Origin of the sequence: Pelotomaculum schinkii (assembly GCF_004369205.1) — a bacterium.
GTDB classification, from domain to species: domain Bacteria; phylum Bacillota; class Desulfotomaculia; order Desulfotomaculales; family Pelotomaculaceae; genus Pelotomaculum_C; species Pelotomaculum_C schinkii.
Map to the genome: position 1 here is coordinate 1227857 of NZ_QFGA01000001.1, position 26680 is coordinate 1254536.

A 26680-nucleotide genomic window follows, 5' to 3' on the forward strand; every position below is an offset into this window, starting at 1 on the left:
GGATAGAAATAATTCCAAGAAAATTGTCCAATAAAACCAAAATATTTTATGTTATCAATTCGCACCCACATTTTTTGGGGTTTCGCTTCTTATGTTGGACACTATTTTCATAGCAGTAAAAAATTTCTCAAGCACTGATTGATTAACAGTGCTTTGAGAAATTTTAGACAAGCTAAAAAACAATGGCAATGGCTTTATATCGAAGTCCTTGCCGTTGCCATTCCAAATTCTTTCCAATAACAATCATTAAGGTTAATACCGGTGCACAATCCACCGGTATTAACCTCATGTTCTTAGTCTATTTACACCATTGCTCCGGTAAGCCTCTGCCGTTCCAAACCAAGTCGCCGGTATCCTTCAATACCATTGTGACAGCATTTTGGGGGCAATGACCCTGGCACCAGGCACAACCCATGCAATGTTCGTTATATACAGGACCATTTTCTTTATCAACATGCACAGCACCGTAAGCGCATAGTTTTTCACAGGTGCCGCAGCGTTTGCACTTATCTAAGTCAAACTTAGGAACAACGGGTGATGGATATTGCATCGGGGCTTCTTCTTTCGGCCAATCCCTGATGTAAGAGAAGTCATCAACGCAGAGCCTGGTGAATTCTTCCACCGATTTATAGCCTTTGCGGTCCATAAATGCGCTCATGCCTTCAATACAATCCTTCAGCACGCCCACGCCGCGGGAATAAACCGCCGAGCACAGTCCGGCGACGCTGCAGCCGCCCATCATGTAGCGGACGCAGTCATCATACGTGAAGATACCACCGATCCCGATCACGGGAATTTTGGTAGTAGCGGTAATCTCAAGAACCTTGGCCAGGGAGAACAGCTGCCAGGCCCGGCCCATCAGGCCGCCGCTGGAATAAGGGCCACCGTAGAACGTGCCTGTTTCATGGTCGATCCAGGTTCCGTAGAAGGCGTTGTTTGCGGAAATACCGGCTGCTCCGGCTCTCTCCACAGCCAGTGCTAGTGCTGCCGTATTAACGCACTGCGGGGTCATTTTGAAAACAATCGGGACCTTCACGGCGTCCACACAGGCTTTGGTAACGGTATAGGCAGTGTCGGGATCGAGGGCCAGGGGGGCGCCTACATCTTTATGTGCTTCCACCGCTCCGAAGGTAGCATGGGGGCCGCCGGTGTCCAGTTCGATTACTTTAGCGCCCATGGCCTCCTGGTCTTTACACAGGGAGGTCCAGGATTCTAAATCAAGCCCGATCCCGGATACGCTGGCGATAAAAAGGACGTCGTTATCATTGCACACCTTTAAGGTCGCGGGGCCTTCTGTTTCCATGTACTTTTCATAAGGCATATTGTGGAACATCTGGCTACAGACCCAGCTGTCCCTTAATTCCGGTCCAAAATGTTTTAGTGAATAAAAATACGGCCTGGGCCAGCGGTGCGGTCCGTCAATTTTATGCACTGTCTTTCCTACCAGCCAGCCGATACCCTGGTCAATGACCCGTTTGGCTAAATAGGCGCTGCCGCCAAAGTCACATGAAGTGACCCCCACCGGATTTTTTATTTCCACACCTAAAAAATTTGTACGTAAATTTGCCATGTTATACATTCTCCTATCATTTTTTTATTTAACTAATCAACAATTTGAATTACAATACGGCCTTATGCGGTTAACCCCCATTGAGCGCTTCCAAAAGGTAAACCTTGTCCCCTTCGTTTAAGACTTTGTCAACAGTGACATGCCGCCCGTTCAGGAACAAACCAAAGACATTCCTCGGAACACCCAATTTGTCCAGGACCATTCCGATAGTTGCACCCTGGGGTACCTCTACTTTAAAAGTCTGGCCATGCCTTGCGCCTGGTATAAAAAAGGATATCTCACCATAAACCTTCATTTCAACTAGCAATATTTTCGCCCCTCCCTTCAATTTAGGCTTGATCAACCCCAGGAGCTTACAGGATATTCTCTAATACCTTGGGCAGGCCACGGCCGTTTCCAAAATAATTTTCCTACATCATTCGCCCGATTGTTGTTTTAAACCCGTACCGGGCAAATATATCCCTTGCCTTGATCACTTCCTCCTTACTTATTGCCCCAATTTCGGTATAAGGTGATGTTATGCCAAGGAATTCATATTTACTTGAGCCTAGTGAATGCAAGGGAACTATATCCACCCATTCAGCGTTAATTGTCGTTAAAAACTCCGCTGTTGCTATTAAGTTGTCACGGGAGTTGTTAAAGCCGGGTACCAATGGTACCGATATTCTTGTTTTACATTTATCCGCTATTAATTTGGCGTTCTCCAGAATTTTTTTATTTGATACCCCGGTCCATTCCCTGTGTTTTACCGGATCCATGTGCTTTATATCCAAAAGGACCATATCCGTATACTCAAGGACATCCTCAAGAACTTCCCATTTTGCATAGCCTGTTGTATCAAGGACTGTGGAAATCCCTTTTTCTTTGCTTATTTTTAGTAACTCTTTGGTAAAAACAGGTTGGTATAAAGGTTCACCTCCGCTTATGGTTAAACCGCCATCCGAACCATAGAAAGGTTTGTCCTTTTCAACCTCCTCGATGACTTCATCAACTGTCACTATCCTACCCACCTGCTTGAAGGCGGAATAAGGGCATGCTTCCACACATTTCATGCAATATGTGCATTTTTGGCGGTCAATTTTATGGTCCGTATTCGTGCTGATGGCTCCTGCCGGACAGGCATCAACACAAGCTCCAAAGTCTTTACATCTTTTAGGAATAAAATATAGCTGAGGTAAGGGTTCCTGAGTTTCGGGGTTGGCGCACCACCTGCAGCTCAAAAAACACCCCTTGATAAAAACTGTTGTTCTGATACCTGGACCGTCGTGTGTTTCAAACTTTTTGATGTCAGCAATTATACCGGTGTTTTTTGTCATCATGTTATACCCCTTATTCTCATTAACCCTTACCGCTTATTCAGCTATTTACTTGGCCGCCAGACTTACTTGCTGGCTACTTGCCGGAACAGGCTTTTTTGTAATCCAGGGCTTACCCATCCAATACACTTCGCGTCCAAAAATTTCGTTAACAACAGAACCGACTACCTGCCATACACAAGCGAGGATCACCAGGGGCAGGTCCCAACCGGCAATAGCCCAGAAAAGCTTTGTACCGGTCAAGAAATATAGGGAGGCAAAGACAAAGAATACATCTGTTACAAGCATAAATAAGGAACCGACGGTATTTTTCAACATAAAACAAGGAGTCCAACCTAACATTAGCAGGGCCATAACCCCAAACACAATACCGTCCACCACGGCGGTCGAACCTTGTATAATTTTTAGTGCTATGAGGAGGTGTTCCAGACAGCCGTACCACATAAAGGCGCTAAAGGTTAAAAAGATGTTGCCGGTCAATACAATGCCATTTCTCATGTTCATGATCCCGGCGACGGTTTGTACAATCGCACCACAAAAACCCAGAGCAACCAAAATCATACCGGCACTATGGGGAGCCATACCAGTAGCGACAGGCCACAAACATGCCAGGTAAAACGCTAACACTGCTTCGCCAGAGGGAGTAGGGTTTGCAAATGGTGGTCTATTGTCACTCATTTTTTTAGCCTCCTCGTTTTTATTTTAGGTTCATATACCGGCCAATTACGCGATAGTGCCAGGGGTAGCAGGAATTAATCAACGTTACCTTTTGCCACTGAGCCCTAAGCTCAGCTAAATCATCCTTTCTCCACATAGACCCGAATAAAATTCCCATGTCTTTGGCGAACCTGCCGACAGCGTGGGCGCCGGCTAACTTGCCTTTATTAAGGATTAACCTGCAGTAATCATTGCCGAATTCTCTCTCTATCACTTCAACATCTGTTTGATCCGCTATACCGGTTAACGTTTTTCCGATAGATACAGAATCCGTGTTAAAATAATGCGCTCTCGTAATACTCCAGGCTCCCGGGTAAACACTGGGTATCCCGGCACAGTTTTTAGCGATAACTTTACCTTGCTCCAGGGCGTTATGCCTTAGTTGGATAAGGACTCTTTCCCCCGTAATGGCGTCCGTCGTTTCAGCGCAATCACCACAGGCGTAAATATCCCGGACGGTTGTCATCATCCTCTCATTGACCTTGATACCCCGTGTCAGCCCGATTTCCGTCCCTGCCTGCCTGGCCAGCCCTGTTGATGGCGCCACACCTATGGCCAGCACGACAGTATCACACTGAATTTCCCTTTTGTCTGTCGTGACGCTATCCACCTTACTGTCACCATTGATGCTGAGAAGTCTTTCGTTGGTTAACACGTGAATACCGTTTTCAGTCAGGCCTTTTTCCAGCTTTTTGGCTGCATATTCATCAAATGTCCGCGGCATGATCCAGCCGGCCAATTCAAGCAAATATACTTCAAAACCCTTTTCTTTCAAGGCCTCGCTTGCTTCAATACCAATAAGACCGGAGCCAACGACAACGGCAGCTTTACCGTTACGGGCGTAAAGGGCGTCAGCGTCAGCAAGGACCTTGCAGCCATACACTCCTTCTTTTTCAATGCCTTTGATAGGCGGCATTACCAGATCGCCGCCGGCGGCAATTACTAAGTTGTCGTACGTCAGTTCACTGCCGCGGTCTAAATATACCTTTTTTTGTTCAGAGTCAATCTCCTTAGCCTCTTGTACGATAAGATCAATATTGTTGCTTTTATAGTCATCGAAATTATTTAAAAACACATTCTGCCTTGGTATCTTACCGCCGACATAATAAGGAAGTGCGCCGGGTTCGTATTCAGGACAGTTTTCCCGGGTGACGATTGTTATTTTAGCATTCCGGTCATAATTTCTAATGCCGAAAGCCGCAGCATTGCCGCCAATCCCGTTTCCTATAATAACTGTATGCAATATTACACCTCCTTTGGCTGAAATGTAGCCTTGCATACCGGCAGCCTGTTCCTTTCGCCCTGCAAAGACCTTTAATTGCACAGTGACCAATCAAAAAGCTCAGGCTGCCGACAGTAAGGCTCAATAATCAATTAATTATTGATTATTGATTCTGCTTAGGTATTCCCTGTACAGCTTGCGGCCGCTTTCCATGTCGGGGATGATTTCCTCAATACCAAGTTCGGTCGCTTTTTCCGGGGTAATAAAACCTTCTTCATCCCAGCCATGATATTTGTAGTATTCTGATTGCGCCCAGGCCCACTCTGCCCGGTCAATTTTCATGCCTTTATACGGGCCGTCTACGACTCCCTCGTCAAAGAACCTGTCGATATGAGTATCGTCCTGGCGGGCGCTTCCGGCGCGGTTCCAGTTGGCTCTTTCAATGTTGATTACACGCTCCGCAGCCAGGAAGATCTCCTCATCAGTCATATCAAACCCGGTCGCTTCGCGGAACAGCGGGGTATAAGCGCGCCAGTCACCGGCGCCGCCCCAGGAACCGATGGCCTGACAGCAGCAGCCGACCAGGTCGGCGACGCACTTGTTCTTTTCAGACCAGTAAACCAGCTTGGGTTTAGTGGTCAGAGTATAAAGCTCTTTTGGGAAGTCCTTCCAGAACTCCTCATTTAATTCAGGTCCCAAAGCGTCCAAAACCAACTCTTTACGGCTCATGGCGCAGCCCTGGAACTCCAGGCAGGAGTAGTTTTTCAGGTGGTCCGAACCCCTGGTGGACATCGCATAGCCCAGGCTAAAGCCCATGGCAATCCTCGGGTCGACGCTGATGTGCTCCAGTCCGCGGCAGTGAGGTACTATTTTATCAGTTCCACGTCCGATAATTTCAGCTATGCGGATATTGCCTTCAGCCAGCAGGTTTCCAAAACCCTCCCTGTACGCTATCATTTCGAGCACTTTTTTCGAGGTCTCCATGTCGGCCCATTTAAATTCAATGCCGCCGGTATCTTCTTTAGTAAGCAGGCCTTTCTCAAAAGCCTCCATTGACCAGGAAAGCGCAGCTCCCGCTGAGATGCTGTCCAAGCCCAGGTCATTTACCATGCCGCACATTATATTGACTTCATCAACATCAGTGGAATCAATTCTAGGCCCCAGGTTGCAGGCGCTCTCCATTTCCGGCCCGCCACAGTGGAAACCGGCATATTTTCCTTCCTTGATGTAGGTGTAGCGGCCGCAGCTAACCGGGCACGACCAGCAGCCTTTTCTCCTGAAGAGGTATTTACTGGCCCACTGGATACCGCCGTATGTTTCCTCTATGCCGGGCATGTAACCTGTGCTGTGGTTTTTGTGCGCGTTGATACCGATAATATTGCCGGCGTCAAAAAGGTCAAAGGTACCTTCTTCCCGCCGCCTGATGGCCGACGGGGAATTATGGACGACTTCCCGCAGCTTCCAGGCTTCCTTGGCAAATTTATCAGGATTCCCATAAGTCAGCGGCTTGGTGCCCCTGATTGCGATGGCCTTCAAGTTCTTTGAACCCATTACACAACCCATACCGGTACGTCCGCCGGAAGAACTGAAGGTATTGACCACACAGGCGAACCTGACCAGGTTTTCCCCAGCCGGGCCGATACAGGCAACTTTAACGTCGGGGTCTCCCAACTCCTCAATGAGATGTTTCGTCGCCGCTTTGACTTTTTGTCCCCAGAGGTGGCTGGCGTCCCTGATTTCAACTTTATCGTCATCGATGAAGATATAGACCGGCTTTGCAGCTTTACCCTTAACCACGATCTGGTCATAGCCGGCATATTTCAGGTAGGTGGAGAACTGTCCCCCCATGTTGGTATCACCATGACCATGGACATTAGTTCCTCTATATGAACAGGTCATCGGTGAAAGGGCGCTGACGGTTGTCCTGCCGGCCAGCGGAGCAAAAGTACCGGTCAGCGGACCCGCCGCGAAGCATAACGGGTTTGCCGGGTCAAGGGGATCCATACCTTCCCAGGTTTCGTGGTAAACGATATCGGAGTTTAAGCCCCTGCCGCCGATCCACCTGCGTAAATATTCCGGCGTCAATTTTTCTACTTTATATGTCCCTTCAGTAAGGTCAACTCTCAGTCTATTACCTGCCCAACCATGCATACCTGTTTCCTCCTTATATTTGTTTATAATACAACCAGTACTCTTTGTTTGAGTGATTATTTTTAAGAAAAACTAAAATTGAACTTGGGTTCGTCGTCGTTCTTGGCTAATTGAGGCTTGTATTCTTCTTTCATTTCCCATGCATGTTTCTTACCCGAAGTTTTGGCGACCATATATTTGGGGACATACTGGAGCGCGCCCTGCATTGTGCAGGCCTTAACACACCAGGGCATTTCCTCTCCGGCGCACTTGTCGCAGCTCATCGTCTTACCATTGTCAGGATTTATAACGGGCGCGCCTGTGGGACAAGCGTAAGAACATGCCCTGCAGCCGATACACGCATCCTCATTGGTAACCACAGCGCCGTTCTCAGTCCTGTAGCGGGCGCCCATAGGACAAACCTTGATACAGGGCGCTTCTTCGCAAGCCTGGCAGGTTACAGGAATAAAAGTATTGACTTCACGGAACTCATTGATACGGACCCTTGAATAATACGGATGAGACTTACTAAAATTCTTCATTGAACACGCCATTTCGCACGAATGGCAGCCTGTGCACATTTCAGGGTCGATTACGATCACCTTTTCCTTCAAATCCACCATTTAGTTACACCCCTTTTATATATTGATATTTTTACGGACAACCGAATCCATTCGTTTACAGACCGATTAACCTGGCCGGTACTTCCTTGGCCATGACGTTGATATCCGCTTCGCTTATCCCCTGGGCTAAAAGCGTCTTGATAAACGACTTCCAACCCGGTACAGGGTTATTTCCCGGTTGCCCGGCGTCGGTGATCAGGACGAGATGGTCCGGCCCTTTTTCTTTAATCAACTCTTTAATCAGGTTGAAGGAATAGTCAAAGGCAATAATCCAGTCCTGCATGCCGGGCCAGGGTACACACGAGCACTCGGCAAACTCAAGATAGCCGCCCTTGTCGATCATTTCCCTGGCTTCCTGCGGGGTCACAATGGTCAGTTCCTGGGTGACGTGGTCCATCAGCACATCCACGTCCATCCCTTTGGCGTTGATGTAGTCCAGGATAGCGACCTTTTCCTCGTTGGAAACATGACAGCCCGAGAGTGCGCAGCGGTCACCCTTGGAGTTCTTATTGTAATCGGCGAGCAGTTCCAGAATTTTGATCATCTCAGGGGTCAGGGTGGCGCCGTCCGCTACTTGAATCCCGCCTTCCAAACCCATCGCGTTAACCTGGTGCCTGGCATCTAATGAGGGCAGCCAGACTTCCTTGCACCTTCCATACCCTAGAGCTACTTCTACCGCTTTAGCGTTCATGCCGCCGACGGTGTTATTTAAGGTAATGCCGCCGTATACCTCAACTGGAGTGAATACCTCGCCTTTGGCCGCTCTTTCCTTTTGCATCCGCCCCAAAAAATCCTGAATAATGGTTGCGCAGTTGTTGGTCATCGTGTTGTGGTCTTTAAATACCAGCGCTTTCATGCCGGCTTCACTCGCTTCGATGCACGTTTCAACCATCGTCGGCCGGCCAGCCAGCCATGCCCCCAGCGGCGCACCGTGGATATGCACATCGATACAGCCTTTCAAGATTTCATCCACTTTTGCAGGATCAACAGGTGTTCCCGGGTTGAAATACTTGTACGGCCACACCGGACTGGTCCTTTTAGCCAGTTCTTCCTCGGTGATGGCCCTGCCGTATTTCATTTTTGTCCAATCGTCCAGCGCTTTGTTCACAACAACGGCTCCCTTCATTTAGTTTGTATGGTTACATAACATTTACAGTCCTTCGTATTCGGTCCGCTCAATAACCTGCCTCTGCACATCAGGCCCCAAATCAATGAACCTGGCTGTGAAACCGGCTACCCTGACCATTAAATCCGAGTAGTTTTCCGGGTGTTTCTGAGCGTCAATCAGCATATTCCGGTCTACAATGTTGTATTGGACTTGATAACCACCCAAGTTGAAGTAAGTGTCGTTAAGCTTAATAAATTTTTGCGCCCCGATATCCCCTTCTATGGCCGACGGGTTGAATTTCATATTGAAGAGCGTCGACTGCAGCTTATCCGCGTGGACTTTGGTGGCGGACTTGATCAGGCTGGTCGGCCCGTTCACATCTGTGCCGGGAAAAGCGGAGATGGCTCCGTCAGCCAGGAAATCTCCCGCCAGCCTCCCGTCGGGGCTGGCGCCGCAAGCCTTGCCGTGCAGCACCTGGGTGGTCACCGATAACGTGCTCGGCCTCCAGGGTTTGCCGACCCAGTTGATAACTTTTTGAGACACTTCCGACCAGATATCGTACATTTCAACCACGATTTGATCGACATAGTCATCATCGTTGCCGTATTTCGGAGCTTCCTGCAGTTTCTTTCTGAGGAGTTCATAACCCTCAAAGTTATTCTTAATGGCTTCCTTCATCTCGTCCATTGTCATAGACTTCTCATCAAACACATATTTTTTAATCGCAGCCAGGCTGTTGCCGACATTAACCAAACCGGTTGATATGACATAAGCGGGGTCGTTATAACGGCAGCCGCCCTCATAGGCATGCCGGCCCTTTTCAATGCAGTCGTCCAAAAGAGCGGTCATAAAGGGATGCACCAGCCCGATATCGTTGTGCACAAGCATAATGGCGTTCATGTATTCCTCTTCCCGCCTGACGATCAACTCGCAAACCCTCTTGTACTCCCCGACTATTTTTTCATAGGAAGCCTTGTTGAGATCAATTTTCAAGTCAACCAGCTTGTCCCCGGTAACCGGGTTGACGCCGCCGTTTAAGACCAGCTCAAATATTTTCGGGTTGTTGGTGTTGGCTACCGCATACATCGGCATCCGCTTGCCGCAAATCTGCATATCCACACAGCCGCAGGGCGCCCAGTCCCTGGCGTCTTCCAAATTGGCGCCGGTAACGCTCATAAATCTTTCAGTCGCCAGCTTGTCGTTGAACAAGGCCGGATAGCCTGAACCTGCCTTGATGCAGTCGACCACTTTCATTTTGAAACTTTCGCTTAAGTCGTCCCTCCACCTTACCGATATGGTCGGCTGCCAGGTCCTTACATTTACTCCCGCCTGCAGCACCAACTTGGAAAGCTTATTGTCGGCGGGAACGCCATACCTGTCCACACCACCCAAAGTAACGTTCTGGTAGATACTGCCGCCCAGGTAGGATTCTGTGAAGGTTGCGTGAGCCCGCGTAATTTCAGTGCATTTTACCCGCATCAGTTCCAATAGTTCCAGAGCTTTTCCCTCAGTAATGCTGCCTTTTGCAAAATCATTCCTAAAGGGCCTGTACATGTACTGGTCAAAACGCCCCGGTGAAATACCCCTGCCGTTTATTTCGATGAAAAGACAGACATGGGCAAACCAGAAGGACTGCATCGCCTCGTGGAAGGTGTCCGCCGGCTTTCCGGGGACTTTTCTGCAGATACGGGCAATTTCCAAGAGTTCCTCTTTGCGTTTTTGCTCCCGGCAAATCCCGGCTAATCTTTCCGCTTCCCCGGCGTGGTTCTCAGCGAAGTTGATCACGCCTTCCAGGGCCATAATGGTCCCCTTGTAGAAATTGTACCGGTCAAAATCTTCCTTGCTGTTTAAGCTTCCTATTGCCTTTATTTTTCCTTTGAGGCGCTCGATAATCGACTCCAGGCCTTCATCTATAACCTTTTGATAATCTACGATGAGCCTGCCTTCCGGCACGTCAAACATAAAGCGCAAAAAGACTAATTGCTTTTGCCAGTTCTCCACCTGATCGAAATCATCCATCGTTTCTTTCAGGTATCTCTCTGATAGCGACCGCCAGTCTTTGCCTTCCCAGAACCTGGCGACTTCCAGGATCTTTTCTTTATCTTCCGGATAAATCCGGTAAATCCCGAGCCTGTCTCCCTTGCGTTCCTGGAGCGTACCCTTGATGTACCTTTCTTCTTCCCTTTTGACGTTTTTAAAGCCCTCCAGCATCCAGGCTTCATATTCAGGGTATACCTGGACCCCCCTGAAATAGCGCGACATGCTTCCCACCAGCAACTCATCATCCCAGATCTTGGGTGTCAGATTGGAAAGCACGTGCTTCAACGCTCCCCCTGCCCTTAGATACATGGGCTCGGTCCAGTGTCCTTTGATATAATCCGTGTACAGTACGGCTCTTTCTGAATCGATAAAAGGCTCATTGTCCAGAAGTTCCCGGTAACGCCTGTTGACTCTTTCAGTGGAAGGGCTCCCTTTGATTTCTCTATCCACAATTTGCTTAGCCACAGCCATTAATTTGCCTACCTCCTTTCTTATATCTTAATTAGAGCAAGATGCATACCAGATTGATATCCCCGGCAAATTAAGCTTTTAGCGGGTTTTTTATCGGGGGAAAAAATAAGACTTACCGTAAAAGCGGTAAGTCTTAACGTAATCTCGTTACGAAATAACAATCTAGCGGGAATTTTTCAATGCTTTTCTTTTTTCAGATATCTTAGAGCTCGTGGTGTGGTTTTAAGAATTTCAGCAGCCGTTGGGTAATGCCCTTTGGCCTCCTTGAGAGACCTCTCAATGATTAATTGGGTGGCTGTTATCTCCATCTGCTTGAAATTTTCCAAAAACCAGGGTAGATCAAACCCGGAATCAAAATTCATAGCTTCAATAAAATTTGTAAGTTTTCCCTCCATTTCGGCGAACAAGTTTTCAACAGGTTTGACTTGTGGTTCAATCTGAGGCTGCCGCTCTGTTCCGCTTATAAGTCCTTTTTTTGAAATATTAAGCGGTAAATGCTCAGGAAGGATGACAGTACTGTCGCACACTGCCGCGATTTTCGCGATCATATTTGCCAATTCCCTGATATTACCCGGCCAATTGTAGCTTTTGAGAATATTCAACGCCTCCGTACTTAAGGAAGGCACTCTACCGGGAGGGAAATGGCGCACCATAAAATGTTCGGTCAAGAATAAAATGTCTTCCTTCCTGTCCCTAAGTGGAGGCAAGGTTAAAGTAACCACTTCGAGCCGATAGAACAGGTCCTCCCTGAAACGTTTCAATCTCATTAATTCTTCCAGATTGGCATTCGTCGCGGCAAGAATACGGACATCAACATGAATTGGTTTTTGGCCGCCAAGCCTTAATAATTCGCCCGTTTCCAAAACACGCAAAAGTTTTACCTGAATCGAATTACTGGCGTCGCCAATCTCATCCAGAAAGAGCGTTCCGCGATGGGCCAGCTCAAAAATTCCTTTTTTCTGATTTGAAGCCCCTGTAAAAGCTCCTTTTTCATAGCCAAAAAGTTCACTTTCCAGTAAATTTTCCGGTAAAGCTCCGCAGTTTACAGCCAGAAACGGCTTGTCCGCGCGAGAGCTTATGGCGTGAATAAAATGAGCAAGGACATCCTTCCCGGTTCCTGTTTCGCCGCGAATTAGAATAGTAACGTCCTTTTTGGCCAGTTTTTCCGCAACCAGGAGCAACCGCCGCATTTCTTCACTTGGTCCGGTTACCAGACCGACGGAAGCAAGTACCTGGTTTCCTTGTTCAAATGTCTCATTTTTCACAGTCGACCGGTTTAGAGCCTGGCTGATAACTGATTCCAATTCGGAAAGATCGCTGAAAGGCTTTTCGATATAATCAAATGCTCCAAGCTGGATAGCCTCAACAGCTGACTTTACAGTAGAGTAACCTGTCATTATGATCGATTCACAATCCGGCTGGAGTGATTTTAATTCCCGCAGCAAGGTAATCCCGTCAGTATCAGGAAGTTTGAGGTCAATAATAGCCAGGTGGTAAGATTCCTTAAAAGCTTCTCTGGCCTGCGCCCCGTTTACGGCTACCGTTACCTTGTAGTGGTACGGTTCTAAGAGAAACGTAAAAAATTCTCCTATTTCAATTTCATCATCAACAACCAGAATGCGGAAAGTCATAATTATCTCTCCTTGTTATCTGATTTTTTAACAAGCTAACTACCTAAAAGAGAAAATTAATGCTTTTTAAGGCTCTTCTTCAACAGGTATCATCAAGGAAAACTTGCTTCCATGACCAATCTCAGTTTCTACGGCTATCTTCCCGCCATGGGCTTCAGCGATATTTTGACTGATTGAAAGGCCTAGTCCCGTCCCCATCACTTTGGTGGTATAAAATGGGCTGAATATCTTTTTTAAATGTTCTGATTCAATACCACAACCCGTATCACGTACTTCGATATAAACAAACCGATCTTCAATTCCGGTGGTCAGATAAATATTACGGATACCTCTATCTTGAAGCGAGTCCCGGGCATTGATCAGCAGGTTAACCAAAACCTGTTCCAAATGCTGCCTGCTCCCTGTAACTTCAGGAAGTCCCCGCGCAAAATTTTTTATAATCCTGATATTATTCTTTTCAATTTCATAGGCAACCAGCGCCAGGGCGCCTTCCACAATATCATTCATATTGATTGGCTCAAACGAATATTTTTCCTGACGTACAAAGGCGCGGAGTTTAAGGATGATATTCTTGCAGCGTTCACCGCATTTTTTTATATTATCCAGAAGTTTTCCCTTCTCAGGCGGGTGGATTATAGCATCCCGCTCCAAAAGAAGGGTGTTGCCAATAATGGCAGTGAGAGGACTGTTTAATTCATGGGCAATGCCTGAAGCAATTTCCCCGATAGCAGCGAGCTTTGCCGATTGAATTAACTGCGCCTCCATGTTTACCCGCTCCGTAACCTCCCTTATTGAAACAACAACTTCGTTTACAATGCTATCTTTATTATATATCGGGTATGATGACAGATCCCATATAACACCGTTAGGAAGGTGAATACGCTTGTTGACCGGCTGTCCTTTTTCAAAAGCCTCTTTCAACAGGCTTTGCACATGATCATATTGTTCAGGGTCAAAATACTCATACCATAACTGTCCTACCTGGGGAATTATATTTCTTGCCCTTCCCAATTCCAAAACAGCCTTATTAAAGCGTACAATCTGACATCTCCGGTTGATCACGATCAGCATGTCCGTTACAGCCTTAAAGGTTTCTTCCCAGGCCCGTTTACTCATACTTTCTTCAGAGTAAAGCCTCACGTTTTCAATACATAAGGACAACTGGTCAGCAACCTGGCGCAAGAAGACGATCTCCTCTTCTTTATACGAAAAAGGTTCATGGCTTCCCAAAATTAAAGCCCCAATGGATTCGCCTTTAACAAACAAAGGCATGATAATCTGAGATTTAATATTGAGGTGAGCCAGCACAATATCTTCAGGAAAGGTGTAAGGATCCTCGAAGATATTGGGACGAACAATTATTCTTTTTTCGCTCATCACTCTAGCCGGCCCGGAATTAACCCGATCAAAGACAAAACACATGGATATGCTTTGATCCTGGGTTTCACCTCCTTCTATCACCGTGTTATTAATTATCGAGTTTTCTTTTTCTAAAAAACACAGATTTAACATGTCACAGGCGACAACTTTGTTTAATTCCACCAGGCTGCCTGCAATTTCTTCCAAGGATGTTTCAACGGTAATATTTTTTGCTATTTTATTAATAATTTCAAGCTGCAAGTTCCTTTTTTCCATTTCTTGCATCAGGACGGTCGCTATCTTATAGCTGTCTTCCCATTTCTTGCGAAGGGAAATCTCCTCCCGGTACAGCCTTGCATCTTCAGCAAGCAGCGCCAACTGATCAGCGACCTGCTGAAGAAAATTAGCGTCATCTATGGTATACTCTCCTACATTTTTACTGCCCAAATTTAAGGTGCCAATAATCCCGGTCCTTGCTATTACCGGAACAATAACCATCGACTTCATACCTATAGTTTTAAGATCCCTGGTGTAAGCCTGACCATCATTTTGTATATCCGTCCTTATGGAAAAATGTCTCTTCCTTATCACTTCCCATGCCCAGGAAATCTGCGGATCTAAGACAGTTCCTTCTTTTAAAACAGTCGTGCCCTTGGGTAGTTCCCTTTTAACCAATAGCTCTCCATGATCAAGCATACACAGATTCATAAGATCAAAAGATATGATCCTTTGCAGCTTTACTGCCACATCTTCAATCATTTCATCAAATGTCATTTCAAGCGTAATACTTTTGGCAATCTGATTAATGATTTGAAGCTGCATATTTCTTTTTATTAGCTCTCTTAATTGAGAATTAAGCAACATATTTTTAGAATTACTATGGCCTTTTTCCAATTTAGCACCTCTAACACTTCTTGGAAGTTTGGAGATTAATAATATTGGACTAATTTGATATTGTAAATAGCAATCGATAAAATCTTCTACAGAGAATCAGTACCTCCTCCTTTATTTTCACAATTGTTAAACAAAACAAAAAAGCATTATAGCAATGCTAAATATATAAATAATTGGTAATAACACCAAGTATTAATTATAGCCATAATAAAAAAATAATGCCGTAATTAATCTTTACGGCATTTGATAACCAAATTTATGGACTGATAAGGTCTGCGGAACTGAAACCGGCCTCCCCTTCCGGTTTTTCCCGCGGCGACATAACGGTATTGGAGGAAATGAACGGGTAAAAATCACCGTTGCTATCAATCGCGCTCAGATCGCAGCTATACAGTGTACCCGGGTCAACCCCGTCAAAGTAATAATTGTTGGTATTTGGGTCAATATCACATACACGGCAGGTACCGTTCCCCACTTTATTGAGTCTCAGCTTCAGGGTGCTTTTCTCAGCCAGAGCGACTTTTTGACCTGGAGAAAGCTCCCAGTAAGTATAAAGTACCCGGGGGCTTTGCGCCATTAAAATCAATCTGTTTTCAAAGTATCCGGAAGGCAGTCCAACAGGAGGAATCAAATTATCACCCTTTTATCATTCTTAAGAGCCGGATAAAATATTTATATTGCATTGCCCGTAAAAAATGACTGGATACTAGAATACAAAGCCGTACTACCGGGTTTGCTTTACTCCGAATAACCTGCGCCACCAGGGCAATTGGACCTTTCCCTGACGTATTACCATTTTGGCCTGCATTTTACGGATAGCCCTCATAATTTCCTGGTCGCGTTCCTCTATGTTTTTTTCCAAAAGCGACACACGCCGGTCAACGGCCTCCTCAACCATCTTTTGGGTGAGAGTTAAGAGAACCTTTGCGCTGTAAATGTCAATTGTAGGTACGACGGCATTGGTTCTGGATACTTCAGATATCTCTGCCTCTGTGACCCGGTCTGAATCATCCGGCCTGTTGATACAAACCAGATCTCCCATTTTTTGCTTACCCCCTTTGTTATCTCTCGTTCTATAAGCAGTGATATATATTACTTCTCCATTAAAATGTTAATTCCTTCCATTTCTGGAGCTGCCGGCATACATTTGTGTAAATATCGAGGCAGGCTGTCCCTGACCGGGCGGATACAGCGGCGGCAGTTCCACCATTGCCGGGGAAGTCCACCATGTACACTGTCCAGGATGGTGACAATTGGTGGGAAATCAGCGAAAGAGCTTACGGCGTGGGACCCTACTATTTAAAACTGACTGCTTACAACAAGATGAGTAATCAACGCCTATACAGGGGGCTGGTCGTTGAGATCCCCCCAAAGAGGTACTTGACGCCCTCCAGTAAATCATCGGAGCCTAACAAATATAGCTTGCAGGCTCCCGGAAACTGCTACTTTATTTCATTTATGATAAAATTCTAAGCGCGAGTCTGGTTTCAGGTCTGTAGCAATCCTTGCCCCGGCCCCTTTTTCGATATATATACAGCCGCCGGCTCAAACGTAATCAACCGCCGCCTTTCCTGTGACTTAAGCTGGTTTGCACAGGCAAGCGCGGCGGCATTTCAATACACTGAAAAAATACCGAAAAAAGTTATACGCTCTTTTAAAAATCATGCTAACGCAAGGGTACATATTGCTAACTTCAGGAATAAAGGATACGTTATGCGTCTTTTAGGAGTTTGGGCCCAGCGGAAACAGATAGAAACGGACCGGGCCGTAGCTGTTGGGGGCAAGCATAAAGCGCAGCAGGTGTTCGTGCTTGCCGGCTGCCGGGAAAATTCCGATAACCTGCCCGTAGCCCGGCTCCCGCAGCGCTTCAAACTCCGTGTAATATTTATCGTAATTGGGATCCCTTATGGACACGGTCTTCACCGCGCCATCGAGCCAGACCGTATTGATCTGATTGCAGGTGTCCACGAAGCCTGTCTGCAGCGCTCCCTGAAAGACCAGGGCAACCGGTCCGGTTAGTTCAAGCTTGATCGCGTACTCCGCCCCATAGCTCCCCTTATTGATCCCTGTGACACCCGGCGTATACGGGTCAAAACCGTTGAGCAGCAAGTCATTGGCAAAAACATCAGGCTCACTGGCATTCGCCGCAGCCAGGGCAAAACTTGCCGCCCCGTTCTCGAATGACGAGTAGTTGATGGTAAAGCGCTTGGACGCAGCCTCCCCTAAGGGATTGTTCGGATAACTGCCGGGAACAAATAGCCCCCTCATATGCAGGCCTTGGTTTTGCCCTGGTGATAATACCCGGCCCGAGCGCAATTGCTCTCCAAGAAAGAAATCCAGGTTGACCTCAAGCGGGGCGATAAATGTTTCCAGCCCGATCTTCTCTGCTTCGCCGCAGTCGCCCCGGACCAGGTATTGTCCGGTAGCCGTGTCCACCAGGGCCAGGTCATACATACCTACCGCCCATCCCCTTGGACCGACGTCCTCACTCAGGATCAGGCGTTCTCCCGGCTGGACCCGGCCCAGGTTGACCGGCCCGCGTTCCTCAGACAGATAAAACTCACGCACAACATAATTTCCAACCGCCGAGCCATAGTAAAGGGGCTCGCTGTCACCCGGTTTCACGGGAGCGGCATCCGCCAGAAAAAGCATGGAACCATCGGTTGCGCGGCTGCGGGCCATCGACCCGCGCACGGCATAGACGTCAAGCGTCCGGCCGGTCCGGTTTTCTACGGCAAAACCAACTGCAGCCGGCACATTTTGAGGTTCGCCGCCCGACCAATTAATCAGAAGGTTCATATGGCTGAAGAGTACCCTGACTGCGCCGGAAGCCGAAAGAACGTCGTCAGCCCGGCTCAGGATTCCCGCTTCTGAAGGGAACTCCGGAGTGTTGCTGAAAAACAGGTTATATGTATCGTCCAGCTGGAGACTTTGCCCGGCGCTCAGGGATACGGCGCCTGTCAGCAATTGGGGCGGCACCTCCCGCCCCTCCTGGAAACCGTAACTCCAAGCCTTGTCCAATGAACTGGGGATAGCCGGCTGGGGAAAACGAAGCGCCGCAAAAGTAATCAGCAACAGCCAAAATATTATGGTGGGAGCTAAGAATATCCTTTGTTTCAATGCAGGTTGCATTCTAAATCTCGGCAATATATCTGTTGCGCCTCCCGGAACCTACGGTACCCTCTGCATGTTCAGCCATACTTGACATTACCTGACAAGCTATACTCTATAATATCAAATTATGGCAAGAATACCAAGACCTTTTCTCACTCGCCCCTCCCCCCAACCGGTATAAAACACATCTCTCCCACTGCAAGGATTATATCCCATATCTTTTCAATTTTGAACTTATCTATTGCACCTTGCTTTGTCATTAAAACTCGGCATTCTTGGGAGTCCTGGGGAAGGAAATGACGTCGCGGATGTTGGTCATACCGGTCAGGTACATAATCAACCTCTCAAAGCCCAGGCCAAAGCCGGCATGACGAGCGCCGCCGTATTTCCTGAGATCCAGGTACCACCAGTAGTCTTCCTTGTTCAAACCCAGCTCGTCTATCCTTTTTTCCAAATGGTCGAGCCTTTCTTCACGCTGGCTGCCGCCGATGATCTCACCCACGCCGGGGACCAACAGGTCCATCGCCGCCACAGTCCTGTCGTCATCATTCATCCTCATATAAAAGGCCTTGATCTCTTTGGGGTAATCGGTTACGAAAACAGGCCTGCCGAAGTGCTTTTCAGTTATATAGCGCTCGTGTTCGGTCTGCAGGTCCAGTCCCCATTCGGCCGGGTACTCAAAACGCTCACCGGAATTTTTCAGGATCTCAATAGCTTTACTGTAAGTGATGTGGCCGAATTCGGCGTTAACGATGCTGCCCAAACGCTCGAGCAGTGCTTTGTCAACAAAACTATTGAAGAACTTCATTTCTTCGGGGCAGTGTTCCAGCACGTAATTTATCGTAAATTTGAGCATATCTTCGGCCAGTTTCATATTGTCGCTTAGATCTGCAAAGGCTATCTCCGGCTCGATCATCCAGAACTCGGCCGCGTGGCGCGGGGTGTTGGAGTTTTCGGCCCGGAAGGTGGGTCCAAAGGTATAAATCTTATTGAAGGCCATACAGTAGGATTCCCCTTCCAGCTGGCCGCTGACCGTCAGGTTGGTTTCCTTGCCGAAGAAGTCTTTCGTAAAGTCCACTTCTTTTTTCTCATTGCGCGGGGTTTTGTCAAAGTCCAAAGTGGTTACCCGAAACATTTCCCCGGCGCCTTCCGCGTCGCTGCCGGTGATAATGGGGGTCTGCACATAGATAAAGTCTCTTTCCTGAAAGAACTTGTGAATGGCGTATGCGGCAACCGACCTCACCCGGAACACGGCGGAAAAGGTGTTGGTGCGGGGCCTCAAATGCGCAATGGTACGCAGGTATTCAAAAGTGTGCCTTTTTTTCTGCAAGGGATAGTCGGAAGCGGCAAGTCCCTCAATTTCAATAACGGCCGCTTTTAATTCAAAAGGTTGTTTTGCGCCCGGTGATTCCACAATTTGCCCCGACACACTGATCGATGACCCGGCGCCAAGCTTTGCTATTTCTTTGTAGTTGGACAGGCCTTCATCATACACCACCTGGAGGTTTGGGAAAAATGTCCCGTCGTTTAGCTCAATAAAGCCGAAGGTCTTGGAAGACCTGAGCGTCCTGACCCAGCCGTTGATTTGCACTTCTTTATTCAGGTAGTTTTCCTTATGCGCATAAAGCTCTCTTACCGTAGTTGTCGCCATTTTGTGTCCCCCTCCCGGTAATCACTTGTATGAATATATTTGTGTCCGTCTCATTTTTACCCTGATTTGAACAATTATTCCTTTATTTTAGTATATTTTGAGTAGTATGTAAAAGGGGCAACAAAAGAGTTGCCCGTGGAAAGCCGGATCAGGCCTTTCCCTTTGACTAACGGATGACTTTAGTTACCTGTTATGCGCACCGGGATAAAATCTCCGATCACCTTGCCGTTACGGACCAGAGCCACCGGAAAACTGTTTGCATTGTGGACGGCTGCGACATTTCCTTTTGGGTCAATTGCCAGGATGCCCCCGACGGCGCCTTCTGCCGCCAAGCGCATGATGGCCGCTTTGGCGGCAAGATTTACATGGACGCCCTGCGCGAGCAGGTTTAAAACCCAGGCGGCGGCTTGCAGTCTAATAAAAGCCTCGCCCAGCCCGGTGCAGACGGCGGCGCCCCAGGGTGAAGCGTAAATCCCGCCTCCGATGACAGGCGTATCGCCAACCCTGCCGGGCAACTTTAAAAAAGAACCGCCGGTGCTGGAAGCAGCTGCGGCGCAGCCGTTTTGCACGGCAACACAACCGGTCGTATCGCAGGATTTAGGCAATCCGGTAAAGGCGCTGAGCTCTAAAGTTTCACCACGCTCGCGGGCTTCCATGACTTTTTCCCAGGAGGCCCGCTGCTGGATGGTCACCGGGTTGAAAGGAAGAAAGCCCTTGTCCCGCGCAAATTGGGCGGCGCCCTTGCCGGCCAGGAGGACATGGTTCGTTTCCTCCATAACCTTGCGCGCCACGCAGACCGGGTTCTTTACTTCCTGAATGGCCGCAACGGCGCCGCACTTCCCGCTGGCGCCGTCCATAATGGAAGCGTCCATTTCCACTTCCCCGTCCAGGTTAAGAACAGAGCCATAACCGGCGTTAAACAAAGGGTCATCTTCCAGGCTCATGATGGCCCTTTCCACCGCATCCACAAGGCCGGAGGCAAAAGCGCTATGGCCGGCCAGCGCAGACTGCCGGAGGGAGGCGAGATAGGGGGGAGCGCTGCTGGTTTCGACACTTCCATGTACTGCAATGACGTTCATATTACAAAGCCTTTCAAGCTGTCAGTATTTTATAAAGCGGATTGTTGTGAATTATAACGCCAGTCACAAGCGTCCATCTCTTCAAAAAACTTGACCAGCCGGTTTACCAGCACATCCTCCATCATACGTCCTTTTTCAACAGTGCCTTTGGTCGGGTCGCCGGTGGCGCCGCAGTCGGTCAACTCGGCAAAATTCCATTTGATTTCAACCCCGTCCGGCAAATTTGGCACTACACCGCGGGCGTATTCCATTTCAATTAACTCGGGGAAGAGGGCAAGGCCCATCGATGTCTCCCCTTCACCGGCATGGCCCAGACCGTTCCAGACCTCGAAGGTATCGGGGGGCAAAAGGTTTCCGGCGGTTACCCACCAGGCGTCTAATGAGGCGATTCTAACCTCGGGAAACTCCATTTTGATGGACCGGCTGGCAATTTCAATGGGTGCGATATTGCCGTCGTGGCCGTTCATAATGAAGATTTTTTTCATACCGTTTTTGATCACCGAGCGCATGATGTCTTTTAGTACGGCAATCAGGGTTTCCGGCTGCAAGGTGACGGTAAAGGGGAAATAGGCGTAATGCTCGCTTACGCCGACATTAACCGGCGGTAAAACCAGCAAGCCTTTTACCCGCTCAGCTACCTTTTCCGCCAGTATATTTGATACGAACGTATCGGTGCCGAATGGCAAATGATAGCCGTGGTTTTCGCAGGAGCCTACGGCAATAATTGCTTTGTCGTACTCGTGCTTGTTCTTGTGGTACTGGTTACCGGTCATTTTTTGTAAAATGCTCACCAGGCTGACCTCCTCAGTAAGAGATTGGGTTTGCGATCAGGTTACATGGCGAAAAAGTTGTATCAATATGCAACAATGTTTGGCCGGATGTACTGATAATGCAGGTGCGAATTCCCTCACGCAAATGCGATATGAACCGGGGCAAAGGTCCGGCCAGTATCGCATCATGTGAAAGAAAATCGCACCTTAAAATGCCGGTTCATCTTTGCCCCGCGAAGGCGGCAGGCTAAGCCATGAACCTGTTAGTTAGCCGGTTCCTTAGGGAGTAACTTCTTTAATAAACGTGAACTTGCCGTCAACCACTTTGAGGATGGAGACGGATTTTTGGGGCACACGCTTGCCGTCAGCATAAGTAATGGTACCGGTCACAGCCTTAAAGCCGCTTGTCTGGCCGAGGGTATCGCGAATAGCCTTGGGGTCTGTGGAGTTGGCCCGCTTAATCGCGTCTGCGATGAGGTACATCGTGTCGTAACCCAGTGCGGCAAAAGCGTTTTCAGCGTCGCGGCCGTACTCAGCTTTGTAGGCGCCGACAAATTTCTTGACGTTTTCCGCATCGCTGGTAAGGCAGGTGTGGGTGGCAAAGTAGGTATCAACATTGGCGCCTGCGCCGCCCAGTTCTACGAGCAGCGGGGTGTCAAAACCGTCACCGCTGATTACCGGGATGGTTACGCCGGCTTCACGCAACTGTCTTACGATAGGACCGCATTCCGACGGGCCGGAAGAGATAAAGAGCAGGTCCGGCTTGGTGGAGAGGGCTTTTAAGCGGGTAATCTGGGCGGAGAAGTCCTGGTCGTTGGTTTTGAAGGTGTCCTTTAAGACAATAGAGTCAGCGCCGTTCTTTGCCTTAAAGCGCTCTTCAAAGAAGGCCGACAGGTTTACTGTGAAGTCCATTGCCGTGTCGGTCAGGACGTAAGCGGTCTTGGCGTTCAGCGCTTCTGCGGCATAGTCGGCAGCAGCGTAGGCTTGCGCGTCGTCACCAAAAGCGGCCATGAAGAAGAAGTCGCCAACCTGATCGGGCAGGCTCGGCAGGGTAGCTCCCGAGGTCACGAAGGGAACGCCGGCTTTTTGGGCAATGGGCCCGGCGGCCAGAGCGTAGTTGGAATCACTGAAGCCTGCTATGGCCACAACTTTGTCGACGTCCACCAGTTTGGAGGCGGCGTTGGTTGACGATGTCTGATCGGTCTTGCCGTCGATGCTCACCACTTCGATTTTTTTGCCGAGGACGCCGCCGGCCTCGTTAATCTCCTTGGCAGCAAGTTTGAAGCCGTTTAAAGACGGGCCGTCAAGGGAAGCCTGGGCGCCGGTCACATTGTAGATCGCGCCGACCTTGATCGTGTCTCCCCCGGCCTGGGATTGCGAGGCTTGTTGTTCTTTTTGGCCGCCGCAGCCGGCCAGGACTGCAACCATGATCAGAGAGAACACCAAAACCAATAACTTTTTCATCCTTAACACCTCTTTTGCATTTTTTGTCCTTCTTAAAACCGTCAAAACGCAAGGATTAACCAATCTTTAGCTCAACCGCATCACCTCCACGGGCAAGTGGCGTTATCGCTTAATCTTCAAGTGTTTGCTTTGAAGCCTTGCGATGCAATAAATCCCAGCTGAATTCCCGTGTGCCTACAATGCCCTTGGGTCTGGTAATAAAAATGATGATGATCACCACCGCCATAATGATCTGGCTGATGCCGTAGAGCGGCGGTATGGTAAAGCTGCCTATTGTTACCCCGATTTCTAAGTTGCGCAGCATTTCCGGGATGACAGTCATCACGGCAGCGCCGGCGACGCCGCCGGTAATGCTGTTCATGCCGCCCACAATTGACATGACGACGATAAAAAAGGTGCGGTCGTAAGAAAAAGAGAGTGGGTTGATCACCGTGATCAGATGTCCCCACAGAGAACCGCCGGTGCCGGCAAAGAAAGCGCCCACGCAAAACGCCAGCAGTTTATGTAAGGTGAGGTTTACGCCCATCGCCTCTGCGGCCAGGTCGTCCTCGCGGATGGCCAGCATGCCGCGGCCGTAGGCGGAGTTGATGATGCGCCAGACGATAAAGACGGTAAGGCAGGCAAAGACCCAGACCCACCATACGTTGGTATACTGGGTAAGGCCGTTGATACCTCTTGCCCCGCGGGTAAAATCCTGGAGTTGGGTAAACACGACCTGGACAATGACCAGAAAACCCAGGGTGGCCACAGCCAGGTAATGGCCCCGCAGGCGCAAGACCGGGTAGCCGATGATGAAAGCACACAGGGCTGCGGCAAGTCCGCCGATAATCAGAGAGGCTAAAAAGTTCATTTCAATTGAGCCCAGCCATGCCGGCAGGTTGGGCAGGACAACCGCTTTCTTGGCCAGCGGCAGGGATAGGATTGCGGAGACGTAGGCGCCCACCGCCATGAAACCGGCATGGCCCAGGGAAAATACGCCGCAGAACCCGTTCGTGAGGTTGAGGCTTACCACCAGCGCGATGTTGATCCCGATTAAGTTTACAAGGCGCATGTGGTAAGAGGACAACACATTGTTCAATACGCCTAAAATGATAAACAGCGCAGCTAAGGCAATAACGGTATATATTTTCTTTCTGGCAGGGCTCATTATATCTTTCTCCCTTCAACAGAACCAAGGAGCCCGTTCGGCCGAAACAAAAGGACTACAATTAAAAGCAGAAACACGAAGGCATCCCGGTATCCCGAATAATCTACCGGCAGCAAACCTACCAGCAGAATTTCAAAAAGACCGAGGGCATATCCCCCCAGGACCGCTCCTGGGATGCTGCCGATACCGCCGATGACAGCCGCCACGAAAGCTTTCAGTCCGGGAATAAAGCCCATCAGCGGGTCGATCCGGCCGTACTGGCCGCCGAGCATGATCCCGGCCACTGCGGCTAAAGCCGACCCGATGGCAAAGGCGGCGGCTATCACAATATTGATGTCAATGCCCATCAGGCGGGCGACCTTAATATTCTCCGAACAGGCGCGCATGGCTTTGCCCAGCTTGGTGCGCTTGACAAAAAACGTCAAGGCCAGCATCAGAAAAATTGCCGAGCCGACTGTCAAAAGGGTCATATTGCTGAGACTAACTCCGCCGAGGTTGTAGGTGTGGGAGAAAACCTGCGGAAATTCAAACTTGCGCGGCTGTGCCGTTACGGTCATAATGCCTAAGTTTTCAATAAAGATAGAGACAGCCAGGGAAGTAATCAACATGGCCTCTTCACTGGCTGACCGTAAGGGTCGGAAAGCAATCCGTTCAACAAGCACTCCGATCAAGGCGGCGCAGAGCATGGCGCCCGCAATGGCTAAGAATAACGGCAGGTGCAGCGAGACAAGGAAGAACAGGGCGCAGAAGCTGCCGATCATCAGGATGTCGCCATGCGCAAAGTTGATTAGCCTTAAAATGCTGTAGGTAATTGAGAAACCGATGGCCACCAGGGCATAGATGCTGCCGAGACTGACGCCGTTGATCATTTGCTGCAAAAGATAGTTCCCGTCCATTTACTACCCCCCCAAATATGCGCGCTTGACCTCTTCGTTTGCAAGAAGTTCCTGCGGTGTGCCGGATAATTTGACCATTCCCGTTTCAAGGACATAAGCCCGGTCGGATATATGTAAGGCCTGGTAAGCGTTTTGCTCGACCAGGAGCACGGTGCGTCCCTGGTCTTTGATTTCCTTGATGACTTTAAAAATCTGCTCCACGATCAATGGCGCCAGGCCAAGGGACGGTTCATCAAATAATAAGAGCCTGGGGCGTGACATCAGCGCCCGGGCGATAGCCAGCATTTGCTGTTCGCCGCCGGACAGCGTCCCTGCCGCCTGCGCATTTCGATCGGCCAGGAGCGGGAAAAGGGTATAAACCCATTCTTCATCCTGTTTAAGGGCGGCCTTGTCGCGCCGCCGGAAAGCGCCGAGCTCAAGGTTTTCTTTTACGCTGAGCCTGCCGAAAACCTGCCGCCCCTCCGGGCAGTGGGCTATCCCCAAATCTATAATGAGGTGGCCGGGCACCTGCGAGAGGTTTTGCCCTTCAAAGGTGATTGCTCCGCTTTTTATTGGATGCATGCCGGAAATTGCCCGCAAAGTGCTGGATTTACCGGCCCCGTTGGCGCCGATTAAGGCAACCAGCTCACCCTCACCCACAGTTAATGAAACATCTTTTAAGGCGTGAATTCTATTATAGAAAAGATTGACAAGGTTTAGTTCAAGCATGCGAGGCAGCCCTCCCCAAATAAGCTTCAATTACCTGTTCATCCGACTGGATCTCGGCGGGCTTGCCTTCCGCGATAATTTTGCCGTAGCTTAAAACCTGGATGCGCTCGCAAAGGTTCATCACGAAATGCATGTCGTGTTCAATTAAAAGAACGGTCAGTTCAAACCGCTCTCTAACCCTGGATATGGTGGTAATCAACTCCCGGCTTTCGCGCGGGTTCATGCCGGCAGCCGGTTCATCCAATAGAAGTATTTGCGGTTTGGTAGCGAGCGCCCGGGCGATTTCCAGCTTGCGCTGGTCGCCATAAGGCAGGTTGCCGGCATCCAGTCCGGCCTTGTCTGATAAATCCATAGTGTCCAGCAGTTCTAAAGCCCGTTCCTGCAGTATGCGCTCGCTTTGGCGAAAAGAAGGGAGGCTTCCCAGCACGGCCGTTATTCCATACCCTTTATGAATCTGGGCGCCGATCAATACGTTGTCAAGAACGCTCAGGCTGTTAAACAGGCGCAGGTTTTGAAAGGTGCGGGCCATACCCAGACCGGCTATACGATCGGGACGAAATCCTGTAATGTCGCGCCCGTTTAAGAGAACCCTGCCGGTGGTGGGTTTTAAAATTCCGGTCAGCATATTGAACACGGTTGTTTTGCCGGCGCCATTGGGCCCGATAAGGCCTACAATGCTTCCGGCCTCCAGCTGCAGCGAATAATCTGCTACCGCCTTAAGACCGCGAAACTGTTTGCTGATTCCTTCCGCTTTCAGGAGTGGGGACATC

22 protein-coding genes are annotated in these 26680 nt (G+C 49.0%); all 22 read right to left on the reverse strand.

Annotated elements, in window-relative coordinates; genetic code table 11:
• Nucleotides 1-298: 298 nt before the first annotated feature.
• Complete coding sequence (locus tag Psch_RS05855; protein WP_190239478.1) at nucleotides 299-1570, reverse strand: hypothetical protein; 1272 nt, start codon at nucleotides 1568-1570, stop codon at nucleotides 299-301.
• A gap of 70 nt (nucleotides 1571-1640) precedes the next feature.
• Entirely contained in the window at nucleotides 1641-1877 is a 237-nt protein-coding gene (locus tag Psch_RS05860) for a MoaD/ThiS family protein (protein WP_134219923.1), read from the reverse strand.
• A 103-nt stretch (nucleotides 1878-1980) separates the two neighbouring features.
• The gene (locus Psch_RS05865; RefSeq protein WP_134219922.1) at nucleotides 1981-2889 is read right to left on the reverse strand and encodes a glycyl-radical enzyme activating protein; all 909 of its coding nucleotides are present in this window, start codon (nucleotides 2887-2889) and stop codon (nucleotides 1981-1983) included.
• Nucleotides 2890-2934: 45 nt separating this feature from the next.
• Entirely contained in the window at nucleotides 2935-3564 is a 630-nt protein-coding gene (locus Psch_RS05870; RefSeq protein ID WP_134219921.1) for an acetate uptake transporter family protein, read from the reverse strand.
• Between the two features lie 19 nt (nucleotides 3565-3583).
• On the reverse strand, nucleotides 3584-4846 hold the full coding sequence (locus Psch_RS05875) for an NAD(P)/FAD-dependent oxidoreductase (RefSeq protein WP_190239479.1): 1263 nt from the start codon (nucleotides 4844-4846) through the stop codon (nucleotides 3584-3586).
• A gap of 135 nt (nucleotides 4847-4981) precedes the next feature.
• On the reverse strand, nucleotides 4982-6976 hold the full coding sequence (locus tag Psch_RS05880; protein ID WP_134219919.1) for an aldehyde ferredoxin oxidoreductase family protein: 1995 nt from the start codon (nucleotides 6974-6976) through the stop codon (nucleotides 4982-4984).
• 62 nt (nucleotides 6977-7038) lie between these two features.
• The gene (locus tag Psch_RS05885; protein ID WP_134219939.1) at nucleotides 7039-7578 is read right to left on the reverse strand and encodes a 4Fe-4S dicluster domain-containing protein; all 540 of its coding nucleotides are present in this window, start codon (nucleotides 7576-7578) and stop codon (nucleotides 7039-7041) included.
• Between the two features lie 55 nt (nucleotides 7579-7633).
• The gene (locus Psch_RS05890; RefSeq protein ID WP_190239480.1) at nucleotides 7634-8686 is read right to left on the reverse strand and encodes a DUF6282 family protein; all 1053 of its coding nucleotides are present in this window, start codon (nucleotides 8684-8686) and stop codon (nucleotides 7634-7636) included.
• Nucleotides 8687-8728: 42 nt separating this feature from the next.
• Complete coding sequence (locus Psch_RS05895; RefSeq protein WP_190239481.1) at nucleotides 8729-11197, reverse strand: glycyl radical protein; 2469 nt, start codon at nucleotides 11195-11197, stop codon at nucleotides 8729-8731.
• Between the two features lie 176 nt (nucleotides 11198-11373).
• A complete protein-coding gene (locus Psch_RS05900) occupies nucleotides 11374-12828 on the reverse strand; it encodes a sigma-54-dependent transcriptional regulator (RefSeq protein WP_134219213.1) in 1455 nt (484 codons plus the stop codon).
• A gap of 66 nt (nucleotides 12829-12894) precedes the next feature.
• On the reverse strand, nucleotides 12895-15081 hold the full coding sequence (locus Psch_RS05905) for a GAF domain-containing sensor histidine kinase (protein WP_134219212.1): 2187 nt from the start codon (nucleotides 15079-15081) through the stop codon (nucleotides 12895-12897).
• 256 nt (nucleotides 15082-15337) lie between these two features.
• On the reverse strand, nucleotides 15338-15712 hold the full coding sequence (locus tag Psch_RS05910) for a DUF4912 domain-containing protein (protein WP_134219211.1): 375 nt from the start codon (nucleotides 15710-15712) through the stop codon (nucleotides 15338-15340).
• A gap of 93 nt (nucleotides 15713-15805) precedes the next feature.
• Nucleotides 15806-16123, reverse strand: a complete 318-nt coding sequence (locus tag Psch_RS05915) for a hypothetical protein (protein WP_134219210.1) — start codon at nucleotides 16121-16123, stop codon at nucleotides 15806-15808.
• Nucleotides 16124-16803: 680 nt separating this feature from the next.
• Nucleotides 16804-18228: a hypothetical protein gene (locus Psch_RS05925; protein WP_190239482.1), complete on the reverse strand. Its 1425-nt coding sequence runs from the start codon at nucleotides 18226-18228 to the stop codon at nucleotides 16804-16806.
• Nucleotides 18229-18454: 226 nt separating this feature from the next.
• Nucleotides 18455-19846, reverse strand: coding sequence for an asparagine--tRNA ligase (asnS, locus tag Psch_RS05930; RefSeq protein ID WP_190239483.1), 1392 nt, complete (start codon nucleotides 19844-19846; stop codon nucleotides 18455-18457).
• A 179-nt stretch (nucleotides 19847-20025) separates the two neighbouring features.
• Nucleotides 20026-20925, reverse strand: a complete 900-nt coding sequence (locus Psch_RS05935) for an isoaspartyl peptidase/L-asparaginase family protein (protein ID WP_190239484.1) — start codon at nucleotides 20923-20925, stop codon at nucleotides 20026-20028.
• Nucleotides 20926-20954: 29 nt separating this feature from the next.
• Complete coding sequence (locus Psch_RS05940) at nucleotides 20955-21716, reverse strand: creatininase family protein (RefSeq protein WP_206663726.1); 762 nt, start codon at nucleotides 21714-21716, stop codon at nucleotides 20955-20957.
• Between the two features lie 258 nt (nucleotides 21717-21974).
• Nucleotides 21975-23159, reverse strand: a complete 1185-nt coding sequence (locus tag Psch_RS05945) for an ABC transporter substrate-binding protein (RefSeq protein WP_190239485.1) — start codon at nucleotides 23157-23159, stop codon at nucleotides 21975-21977.
• A 109-nt stretch (nucleotides 23160-23268) separates the two neighbouring features.
• Nucleotides 23269-24306 (reverse strand): branched-chain amino acid ABC transporter permease, encoded by a 1038-nt coding sequence (locus Psch_RS05950; protein ID WP_190239486.1) that lies wholly within the window; start codon nucleotides 24304-24306, stop codon nucleotides 23269-23271.
• On the reverse strand, nucleotides 24306-25202 hold the full coding sequence (locus tag Psch_RS05955; RefSeq protein ID WP_190239487.1) for a branched-chain amino acid ABC transporter permease: 897 nt from the start codon (nucleotides 25200-25202) through the stop codon (nucleotides 24306-24308). Before Psch_RS05955 ends, Psch_RS05950 begins: the two co-directional genes overlap by 1 nt.
• Nucleotides 25203-25205: 3 nt before the next feature.
• A complete protein-coding gene (locus tag Psch_RS05960) occupies nucleotides 25206-25910 on the reverse strand; it encodes an ABC transporter ATP-binding protein (protein WP_190239488.1) in 705 nt (234 codons plus the stop codon).
• Nucleotides 25903-26679, reverse strand: coding sequence for an ABC transporter ATP-binding protein (locus tag Psch_RS05965; protein WP_190239489.1), 777 nt, complete (start codon nucleotides 26677-26679; stop codon nucleotides 25903-25905). Before Psch_RS05965 ends, Psch_RS05960 begins: the two co-directional genes overlap by 8 nt.
• Nucleotide 26680 lies beyond the last annotated feature (1 nt).